Genomic DNA, 10546 nt, shown 5'->3' on the forward strand with positions numbered 1-10546 from the left:
GCGGCACCTCCTTTGGTGCCGCCCGCAGCGAGTTCTAGTGAACAGTGAAGTTGCACACCTCGGTGCTGGGGCGCGACGTCTGGTTGAGGACCGCCCAGTTGTTGGGGGTCGCGTTGGCTTGTTCCGTGCGGAATCCGTAGTCCGTTGCGACCACTACCTCGCTACCACCTTCCTCGGTGACGCCAACCGTGTAGGTTTTCGCCGTGCTATCCACTGTGGCGCGCACGTGGTAGCGCTTGCCTGGCGTGTAGGCGAAGCTCGCGTCTGCGGTGTAGCTGCCGCCCTTGCGAGCGTCGACATTACCGCTGCTGTTGAAACGAATCAGCACGGCCATCGACGAGTAGCCGGAGCCGGGCACCGTTCCTTCGCTGAGACCGATCACGACGTCTGAGTTGCCGCCCGTCCCGGGGGTCACGTCCCACTCCGCAATGTAGGCAGACGACGGCGCGGTCATGGCGTCGTTGAAGACGGCGCCAGCACCAACATCCACGCAGCAATCGCCGTTACCCGTCAGACCGTCGTCGCAGGTGCCGAAACCACAGCCACACGCTTGGCAGGAACTCCCGTAGTAGTCCGCTGCGCACACGTCGCAGTTCGTCGCGTCCCAACCCGTCTGGCAAGAGCAGGCGCCGGTCCCGGTGATCCCGTCATCGCAGGCGCCGTTCACACACGTGCAAGGCGTGCAGTTTGGGCCGTACTCATTGGGTTGGCAGCTTGCTGCGCCGCTGCTTCCGCCGGTGCCGCTCGCGCCTCCGCTGCCCCCGGTTCCCGCGCTGCCGCTAGTTCCTGCACTGCCTCCAGTCGCGCCCGCGCTGCCTCCTGCGCCTCCAGAGGTTCCCGCGCTGCCTCCAGTCGTGCCCGCGCTGCCGCTGGTACCACCGCTTGCGGTTCCCGCGCTTCCGCTGGTGCCCGCCGTTCCACCGACGCCCCCGTTGCCTGCGGTTCCGCCGCTTCCGCTGGTACCACCGGTGGTCGCGCCTGAGCTTCCCCCGGTCGTGATCGTTCCGCCGCTGCCCCCTGCGCCGCTGCCTCCTGCGCCGCTGCCGGAACTCCCAGCGCTCCCGGCAGTGCCGGCGGTTCCACCGGAACCACCGCCGTCGTCGTCGCTGGAGCAGTTGAGACCAAACAAGGCCAGCCCGATGGTAAGCCACGTTAATTTCTTCATCACGTCGTCCTGTTCTAGTGCGCGCTAAAGCGGGCACATGCTTGAGGTCAAAACGATGTCGGCACGCCTAATTGCTGACGACTGAGAAGTTGCATATCCGGATGGGTTGCACGTTCGTTTGGGTGCGGCCCGCGGCGTTGCGCAACTCAGTAACCGTGTTGAGAGTCGGTCGGAAATTGTAGTTGGCGGCGATTTGCGTCTCAGCACCTCCGCTTGGCGTCACCCAGACCGAGTAGGTGTGAGTCGACAAGTCAACCGTCATGCGGAAGTGGAACTCTTGTCCTCCGCTGTAGGGTACGAAAGCGTCGTGTTCGTAGTTGCCACCGTTCCGCGCGTCGATCAGACCCAATGGGCTGAACCGCGTAGCAACGGCGAAGTCGCTCCAGTCATTCGCGGTGTCGTCTACGGTTAGTCCGAAGATTCCGTCCGTCTGGGCGCTGGCACTGCCGTCCCACTCGACGCTGAACGTGCCTGTTTGGGCCGCCATGTCCTGGTTCACGTGACCGTTCACCGGGACGGTGATGCAGCACTTGCCGGTGCCGCTCTGCCCAGCTTCGCAATCGCCGAAGGTGCAAATGGGACAAGTCGATTCGCAGCTCGCTCCGTAGCGATTTTCCGCGCAGGTTTGACAGTTGGTCCCTCCCCAACCGTCATCGCAGGCACAGACGCCAGTACCGGTCAGACCTTCGTCGCAGGTGCCGTGCACGTTGCAGGTACAAATGCTGCAGTTCGGGCCGTAGTGTCCGCCCGCACAGGCGTCACATTTCTCGCCTGACCAACCGGAGTCGCAACTACATTGTCCAGAGCCTTCGATGCCGTCATCGCAGTCTCCCTTGGGGCCGCATGTACACGCCTCGCAGGTTGGACCGAAGAATCCGGGATCGCACCCAGGGCCAGCGTCTTCGCTACCGCCTGCACCTCCAGCGTCGGATCCGGCGCCGCCAACCCCGCCACTCGTACCACCCGAACCACCGCCCGCCGCCCCGCCAGAGAAGGTGCCTCCAGTGGAGTGTTGAGTCCCCGCAGTCCCGCCAACTCCGCCACTACCACTGCTGTTGGTGCCGCCGGTTCCACCGGTGCTGTCGTTCTTGCTGTCGTTGGTACTGCAATGCAATGTGCCGAGCGCCAGCAACACAAGGGTCCCATGCCATCTAGTTTTTGCCATTGCTGATATGCCAATCACAATTGCCCCCAATCAAGATATTCGCACTAGGCGTCCTTCGTGGACGCGAACAGCCAGCTTTGGATAGCTAAGACGAAGTCTGGATCAGCCGGACTTCGGCGATGCTTATCCAGTTGCCGGTGTAGTTCGCAGCACCGGTGAAAGTTAGGCGGACGTAGCGCAGCGTCTCTCCAACCGGATCCCGCATCGTTCCTCCGATTGTGTTGGCTGAGCGATCGACGAGCGCGTGATAGGAGCTCGCGTTGCTCGAGCCTTCTACCGTGTACCGGTAGGCACGGTTCTGAAGCGCCAACACTTCGATGGCGTCCACCCGTACATCCGAGCCGAGATCCAAAACGATGCTTTGAGAAGTGCTTGGTGGCGTCGTCTGCGGCCCGAACTCTGCGGACCACCGCGTCAGGATGCTGGCGTCGCTGATGTTCTGTGCTTCATTGCCAGCTTGCTCGCCCGTCGCAGAGGCGACCGTCGCTGGCAGCACGATCTCCTTCGAGCCGCCAGGGAGGAGCAGCTTCGCCACCTCGAGACCCGCCATGATGAACGCGCCGACACAGTAGTCGGTGGTTTCGCTCTCGCTGGTGTCGGCGGGAGCCGCACCAATGCGCTGGCAGTAGCCGAGCAGGCCGTCAGGCTGCACAGCCGTGTTGGCCAGGGCGTTCCAACCTGCGAGGACCGTCGGTTCGAACGTTGAGCGGTCGAGGACTCCGTTGTTTATCCCCCAGGCAATTCCATACGTGAAGAAGCCCGTCCCGCTGGATTCGGGGCCGCCATGGTCCAGAGGATCATGCAGGCTCGAGTTGTAGAAACCGTCGGGGCGCTGCACGCCGGCGAGGGCTGTGGCCATTGACCGCAGAACTGCCTGGTATTCGTCACGATGTGGATCGCTCGCAGGGAGCTCGGTGAGAGTCTTCGCCAGCGCTGCGATGACCCAGCCGTTGCCTCTCGACCAATAGATGTTCTTGCCGCCTGGCGTGGTCGCCGGAGGCTTGTAGTTTTCGTCGCGGTACCAGAGCCCGTCGGACTCGTTGAATAGACCACGCCTCACACGTGTGTCGCGGTACAGCGCATAGAGTGCGTCCGAGTACGCTTGCTGCTGACTGTGCACCTGTCCCAGCGCAGCGAACACAGGCATGGCCATGTGTAGCGCGTCGATCCAGTACCAATCGTCGCGCTGGCTGGATGCGACCATGGCGGAGATGCTGTTGGTGATCGACTCAATCCGTTCGCTCTGCGGGTCTAGCCGGTAGAGCGCGATGTACGCTTGGCCCGCGGTGTGATTGTCGGCGAAGCGAGTGGTGTCGCCACCGTTGAGTCCCCAAGCGTGGGATGTAGCCCAGGTCTCGGTGTGGCTCCGGTAGTCCTCTATTCCCATTTGGGAATAGGCCATCATGTTGGCGCTGAAGTAGGTCGCGCGATCCCACTGGTTGCTACCTGCGTTTCCGATGTGGTTGAGAATCCAGTAGTCGTTCACACGGCGGATGCTGTTCAGCACCTGTTGTGCATGCAGATCGGGCGAGGTACCTCCCGCGCCACCGGTTGCGCCACCACTGCCCGCCACGCTCCCACCTGTTCCACCGGTGCTATCGGTTCCTCCACTCGACCCTGCACCGCCGGTTCCTCCCGTTCCCGCGCTGACCGTACCGCCAGTCGCTCCATGGGACGCTCCGCTCGTGTTTCCGACACCACCCACGTCCGCGCCGCCTGAGCTGCTCCCGCCGGATGCCGCCGCGCCCGCGCCTCCACCAGATCCACCAGCCGACCCTTTCGCGCCGCCGGAATCCGACAATGTGCACGACACGAGTAGGCTAGCGGCGAGCAGGCATGGGCCCCGCGCAGCCTGGTCGAGCCGGCGAATGCAATTGCCAGGTGGCAATGTGTGGCCGCCTCGCGGAATCTTTCGCAGATCGTGTTCAGTCATGCGTGTACCCAAAAGCAAGCCTAGAATCGTCCGCTGAAGGCAATCTGGCCGCCGTTCGGGGTGAGCACGCCCCCAACTCGGCTCCGTGAGTCGTCGGCCGGAGTGTCTTGTCCGACGCTCCAGGCAATCAGCGTGGAGACGGCGACGATGGCAGAGGCCGCTCCCACCCCTAGGCCGACGTCGGCGATCAGGTAGTCGCGCTTCATGTCGTCATAGGTGCCGAGCTCGTCCTCACCGCAAGTCGGGGCGCAAGCATCGAGGCGGTCCTCTTTCTCCTGACCCATCAAGGCGAAGGCAGCGTAGGTGCCGCCGCCAACAACGGTGAGAACGGTCGTCACCCAGAAGAGAGCTGGAATGCCGCTGGGCTCCGCTGGCCTGGCAGCTCTATCTTGGGGAAAGCCAGTGCCCGGTGTCTTGTCCATCTCGGGTCTGGGTAAGGCGACGTTGATCACCCGGTTCTTCTCGCCCTGACGGATCGTGACGACTTGCTTCTCCTGCTTGCCGTTCGGAAACTTGAAAGTCAGCTTGTGCGGGCCGGGCTCGAAGTCAGTGGCCCGACCGTTGGCCAGCGCGACCACCTTACCCTTGGCATCGACGACCTCGGTGGTTGGCGCGTCGTTGCCCTGCTCGTCCGTTGCACTGAATACGATGCTTGGTGTGGCCGCGCGCGCCTGTTCGAGCAGCTCGATGCACTCGTTGCGCACCTCAGCGGCGCACTCGGAATCGGACGCACACTTCGCGAACTCTTTCGTCGCAGCTAGCGGCTTGTCACTCCGTAGCGAGCGCTGTCCCTGGGCGTGCTGCCCGGTACAAGAAGCCATATCGGCGTGGGCCGCACCAGGGCACAACATGCCGAAGGCTAGGAGGGAAACAAGGCTTAGTTTGCGCAAAGCTAGCTCCGTGTAGTTGGGGCGCGGTAGCGCGGGGACGAGTTTAGAAGCATTCCTTGCGGAAAATTTTTGTGCCCTCTGCGTCGTAGTAGTAGGGCGGCGAGCAGTTGGGCGCAGGGCGCTCGGACGAGGGCTTCGGCGCTTGTTCAGGCGCTGGTTGCTTCGGCGCTGCGCTGCGTACGACTCTGGGTTGCCACACTCGTCTGGGTGCCGTCTCCGCTTGAGCGGGAGCTGGGGTGCTGCTCCCGCTGGCGCTCAGCGCAGGCTCCAACCTCGGCGATGGCTCGAGGCGAACCTTGATTGGACTCTGTGGGGCTCCGTCGTAGACGTGGTCGAAGGTTTCGTGTCCGCTGGACATGACCTTCAAGCGCCAGCTGCCCGTGGGAACCGGGAACTCCGCGGGGTTGTGGTCTTGCTCCACGCCGTTCACGAAGATGGTCGCGCTCGCCGGCTGCGCGAGGACCTTCACCTTCTGAGGTACCGTTGCTGCGAGCCTGCTCTGAGCATCGTCTGACTGGCGACCGCTCAGTTGGGTGATCAGCGCGGTCGTTCCAACGAGCAGCACTCCAAGCACAAGCGCAGCTAGCTTCCAGCGTTTCGTGCGCCGGGAACTCCACACCAACTCCCCGGATGTGCTCGCAGACAGGCCGCCATCGTTGACCGTGCCGGAGCGATCGTTGCCCGCCACGCTGAGCTTGGATGAGCTCGAGGGCGAGCCCGCCTCGACGATGGGTAGCTCGTCCAAGCTGAGGGACGAGAAGGACGATGAACTCGCCTCCTTGACCGCTTTCTTGATCAGCTCTCGGCGCTTGCGGATGACGTCGTTCAGCGCTTCGCCAAGGTGTGCCTTGACCTCCGACGAAGAGGGTGGGGGACCAAGCGTTGCCGCAACACTGCTCAAGACGTGAGCAAACTCCTGCGCGGTTTCGAAGCGATCTTTGGCTTGCCGTGCGGTCGCTCGTTGTACGGCGTCGCGCAGTTGTTCGGGGACGTCGACGTAGTCGGGTAGGTCCGGTAGCGCGCCATGGGCGAGGGCCCCGACGACCTGAGAGTCGGGTACTTGCGACCACATCCTGCGGCGCGCCAACATTTCCCAGAGGATCACTCCCGCAGCGAAGATGTCGACGCGTCGATCCAGGATGCCACCCATCAGCTGCTCCGGCGCCATGTAGCGAAGCTTGCCTTTGATGATCCCCGTTTCCGTGGCGGTCGAGCCCTCGATGGTCGCCTTCGCAATGCCGAAGTCGAGCACCTTCGCGAAGCCGCTCGGTAGGATCATGATGTTGTTCGGCGATACGTCCCGGTGCACTGCGCCGAGGGGCTTGCCCTCGAGGTCCGTCATCTCGTGCACGTAGTGCAGGGCGTTCAAGACCTGGACGAGGATCATCAGGTTCATGCGTAGCGGAAGACCGCAGCTAGTGACCTTGAGCACCTCGCTGAGGGACCAGCCCTCGAGGTACTCCATCACCATCACCGGGGTGCCCTCTGCCTCGAATACTTCGTGGACCTGCACCACGTTCGGGTGGGACATCAGCGCAGAGAGGGTGGCCTCCTTGTGAAAAGCGATACGTGCGGCGGGATCTCTAGTCAGATGGGGCTCGAGTACCTTGAGCACCATGAGCTTGGACAAACCGGTTCGCGTGCAGGCGAGGTAGACGCGGGCCATGCCGCCGCGCCCAAGTCGCATGATCAGGTGGTATCGAGAGATCTCATCACTGCGAAACGGAAAGCCACTATCGCGCTGCATCCAACCGGAGTCGGACTGGCGAGTCGTTTGCTCTTCGAGTGGACCGGTGTATTCCTCGACGACGCTGCGGCGCTCTTCAACTCCGCTCGCTTCGATCGAGCGCTCGCTGGGCGAGCTCCCTTGTTCAAGGGTGCCGCCTGCTTCCCCTTCCTCGGTTGTGCTGGGCATCTTTACCGGTTGCATTGGGGCTCCGAAGGCACGTTTTTACAGCGGGAATGCGATCTGCACCCGCGCTAAGACGTAGCCGGTTCAGGCATGAATAGAGGGACTTGGTTCTGCGCGGCAACGTTGGGTGGCTTTCGCCTCTCGCTGCCAAAAGGATGCACTTGGGCGGTGCAGGTTCAAGATAACCCCGGTTAGCCCCGATTGAAAACACCCCAAGGGGTGGCAGTTCAAAATTTTGACAAACATACCCGTATGGAAAACGATGTCCGCTTATCAATGTGATGTTCATGTGCTCTCGGTATCTGTTTCTAAACGGAAAACCGTTTTGCTTATAGTGATGGTGCCCGTGGCTTTTTCTGGTCGCTTCTTGCCACAGCGTATATCCGTGAGGAACTGGATTTTGGGCGGTTGTTTGGCCGCCGAATCGGCGGAAGCACAGCTGCCGTTGATGTTTGGCGCTTCGGCTCCGCGTGCGTAGGTGCTCGAAGAGCCGGCGTGGCAGCGCGTTCTTAAGCGCATGCAGGCAAATGTGGGTGCGTAGTCGCTACCTCGTCAGGTGCACGGCGGACGCCAGCGTATTTCTGCTTAGGGCACTAGCGCTAGAAGCGGCGCGCCCTGATGTCGAAGCGCCTCGAGCCAACTGAGCCGTAAGGGGCACGCGATGTCACGCGCACCGTTCGGGGCGCGATCGAGAAGTCGGTCCACGGTCAGTTGGGGCGCGGTTCGCCGCGCCTCACCCCCAACCGGAACGACTATTCCTCCGTACCTAAGTATCGCTGAACCGCGAACCGGTCTCGTGTTGCCCTGGGGAAAAGCATGCTCTGCGGGAGCGATCGCGCTGCATCCTCAGCGCGCTCCCGAGTAGTGACGCGAAGAGCAACCATGGGGTTCGCCCGTTGCGTTCCCGGCGCGGAGCGTTCGCGCGACCGGGCTGGCTACCTCCGACTTGGTAGCGCATGGAAAGCGCGCTGCCATCGTGACTGGGCAATCAGGACACGGGCATGGAGCGCGGCGTCTTCTCGATTCACCTGGTGTCGACCTGTTGCATGCTCGGCCTGATTTGGTTCGTCCAATTGGTCCACTACCCATTGATGGGGCGCGTTGGCTCGCCGAGCTGAACCATGAGTGAGCGGCACCTTTGCCGATTTAGACCGCGAGGAAGCGCGGAGCGGGGCGGTCGCTTTCCAAGCAACTCGCCTTGTGTCAGCCTTCTAGCATGAGCGCGACTGGGTCCTGGGAGCGGTTGTGTGCCACGTTCGCCCAGCTTGGCTTAGCCGTGACGCTCACAGCGAGCTGTAGCCATTCCCCTGTTGCTGGGTGCCAAGGTGAAGCGAGGCTCAACGTGAGCGTGGGAGCGGATGCGGCGGACCCCAACTGGACAGCGCCGCAGGACCTCGAGGTTGAGTTCTGTCGCGAGGGAAGCTGCGTCACGGCGTTTATCGCCGAAGGCACGCGAGCTTGTCAGTTCCATGGGGAATCGCCTCCGCTGGACATGTATTGTTCCCTAACGGTCGATGAGTGGTCGCACCTTTGGGTGTCTGCTTTTTGGAGCTGGCAAGGGCGGAAGGTGCAAGAGGGAGAAATGTGGAGGCTAACCCTGAGGGACTCCAGCGGGGTTGAACTCGACTCCCAGGGGGGCCAAACCGTGGTCACGAGCGAGGCGCGTGCCGGAGAGATCCGCCAGTGTTACCCGGTAACCGAGTTTCGGTAGCTTGGGGAAGCATGATGGCTGCGGACCCTTCGTGGTCCGGATGATCGACCAGTTTCCGGGTGGTTAAGCGATCTGGTACCCTGCACCGGTGTTCCGCCAGATGCTCACGCTGATGCTCCTCGCTTCCGGCGTTGCGTGTTCGCGCCACAAGCAACCGGAGAAGTGCGCGAACAGCATCGTGGAGCAGCCCTCGCCCCCAGCGAGTGCGGCGCTCGCGTCAATCAAGCCATCGAAGATCAAGCACCGCTCAGTCCTTCACCAAGAGACTGATTTCGACGGGTACGGAACCCGGGAGATGAAGGGCAAGCTGGGGCCGCTGGAGGTCGAGTGGAGCGAAACCTCGCATCGCGGACTGTATACCTCTTCGGGGTCGACGCTCAGTCTCTACCTACCGGGCTGCAAGCAGGAACGTCGATCTCAGACGATCGACGTGTCTGCTGAGGACGTCGCGCTGTACAGCCTGGGCGACCAACTAGTGATCTCGACGGGGAGGTTGGACCGCTTGGCGTTCAAGATCGTGCCTCCCCTGGTGGCTTCGGCTTCCCCGCCTTAGGCAGGCACACCTTGTGTTTTGGTTCACTCAGTTGGCTCGCAACGCGAGACGTCCGAGCGTCCTGGAATCGCGCCATCCTGACCGGCCGCGGCGATGTCCAGGCACTCTCTAAACGTTTGAAAACAAGAGAACCGATCCTTGTTTTCCCTCGCGGAGTGATAGCCGTGGCAGTAGGCGGTGTCGCGAGTCGCGCAGCTCCCTTGAACGGGCGTGCTGTTCTTCGCAAAGGTCTCGCGTACAGCCTCGCAAGTGTCTGCTTTTGGGTAGCAGTTCGAGCCATGGGGAGTTTCGAAGCAATGCCATTGAGAGATCGCGGCTAGGTCGAGCACCTGAGGCTTGAGTGGCGCGCGAGTGTTCTCGTACGGAATATCCCCGACGCGCACGCAGCGGCTCGTCAGAGCATAGGCAGCGGGGTGGCTTGCGACTTGAGCGCTCGCAAGCTCGCAGCTTGCTGCCTGCGCAAAGCACGAGATGTTCACCCCGGATGTCCCCGAAGCCTGCGTGAGCAGGCAACTCGCCTCTGGCGCTTCACTGCACTTCTCGTCCATCAAGAGCCGCGTGTCCCCGGTCTTCTCGTATTCGGCGCGTGAGGAGGCGACGATGTTCAGGCACTGCCGTTCCGTTCGCCAGCACTGACGGAGCTCACCCCAAGTGCTGGTTTCATTGCCACCTGCAGGTCGGCGACCGCACCAGAAGCCAGACCCTTGGATCTTGACGCGCTCGTGAGGCGGGATCTGGTCCAAAGGAAGTGTGGCAGCCGCAGCGGGGGTTGGTGCCTCTGCCTCTGAGGACGGAGCGAGCTCAGCTGGCGATTCGGTACTAGCCGGGGGCACACCAGCTTTGCATCCACCCAGCAACCAGGTCGCGAAAAGGAGTCGGGTGGCGTTGCGTGCTGTGTAATGCCCAGTTGTCTTGGTCATATTTCCGCGCGAGTATGATTGTAGTGTCTGGTGAGTGGGCCATTCTACACAATGTCGTGCGCGTCGAGCAGCTTTGTTCCGGTCGCTCGAAGACCGCACGGCAGCGTGTGTCTCGTCCTCCAACGCGGGACCCGTGTCGCCAGGGAATGGCTTGTTACTTTCCCGACACCGCTTGGTCCGTCGCTTGAGGGTAACTTCGACGCAATGCGCCCTCCTCTGCGCCGCGCCGCCGTGATCTCCGAAAGCGAGTTCAGGGCCACGCGGGCGCGCCCTGGGAGCATCACAGGAGCTACAGGA

The 10546-nt window shown here is 62.5% G+C and carries 8 protein-coding genes; 2 read left to right on the top strand and 6 right to left on the bottom strand.

The genetic code is table 11. The features are described from left to right. Positions 1-34: 34 nt before the first annotated feature. The 5 genes from H6718_36330 to H6718_36350 form a co-directional block, all read right to left on the bottom strand. Entirely contained in the window at positions 35-1165 is a 1131-nt protein-coding gene (locus H6718_36330; GenBank protein ID MCB9590930.1) for a hypothetical protein, read from the bottom strand. Positions 1166-1232: 67 nt separating this feature from the next. After that, on the bottom strand, positions 1233-2330 hold the full coding sequence (locus H6718_36335; protein MCB9590931.1) for a hypothetical protein: 1098 nt from the start codon (positions 2328-2330) through the stop codon (positions 1233-1235). An 85-nt stretch (positions 2331-2415) separates the two neighbouring features. Further along, the gene (locus H6718_36340) at positions 2416-4263 is read right to left on the bottom strand and encodes a glycoside hydrolase family 88 protein (protein MCB9590932.1); all 1848 of its coding nucleotides are present in this window, start codon (positions 4261-4263) and stop codon (positions 2416-2418) included. A gap of 20 nt (positions 4264-4283) precedes the next feature. Further along, entirely contained in the window at positions 4284-5084 is an 801-nt protein-coding gene (locus H6718_36345) for a hypothetical protein (protein ID MCB9590933.1), read from the bottom strand. A gap of 112 nt (positions 5085-5196) precedes the next feature. Beyond that, entirely contained in the window at positions 5197-7083 is a 1887-nt protein-coding gene (locus H6718_36350) for a protein kinase (GenBank protein MCB9590934.1), read from the bottom strand. 1324 nt (positions 7084-8407) lie between these two features. On the opposite strand from H6718_36350, the gene H6718_36355 reads away from it, so the two are divergent. Continuing rightward, on the top strand, positions 8408-8776 hold the full coding sequence (locus tag H6718_36355) for a hypothetical protein (GenBank protein ID MCB9590935.1): 369 nt from the start codon (positions 8408-8410) through the stop codon (positions 8774-8776). A gap of 88 nt (positions 8777-8864) precedes the next feature. Continuing rightward, on the top strand, positions 8865-9329 hold the full coding sequence (locus H6718_36360) for a hypothetical protein (protein ID MCB9590936.1): 465 nt from the start codon (positions 8865-8867) through the stop codon (positions 9327-9329). A 23-nt stretch (positions 9330-9352) separates the two neighbouring features. Here H6718_36360 and H6718_36365 read toward each other — a convergent pair whose 3' ends face one another. Next, a complete protein-coding gene (locus tag H6718_36365; protein MCB9590937.1) occupies positions 9353-10072 on the bottom strand; it encodes a hypothetical protein in 720 nt (239 codons plus the stop codon). Positions 10073-10546: the final 474 nt, after the last annotated feature.

It is taken from the genome of Polyangiaceae bacterium (assembly GCA_020633205.1).
GTDB lineage: Bacteria > Myxococcota_A > Polyangia > Polyangiales > Polyangiaceae > JAHBVY01.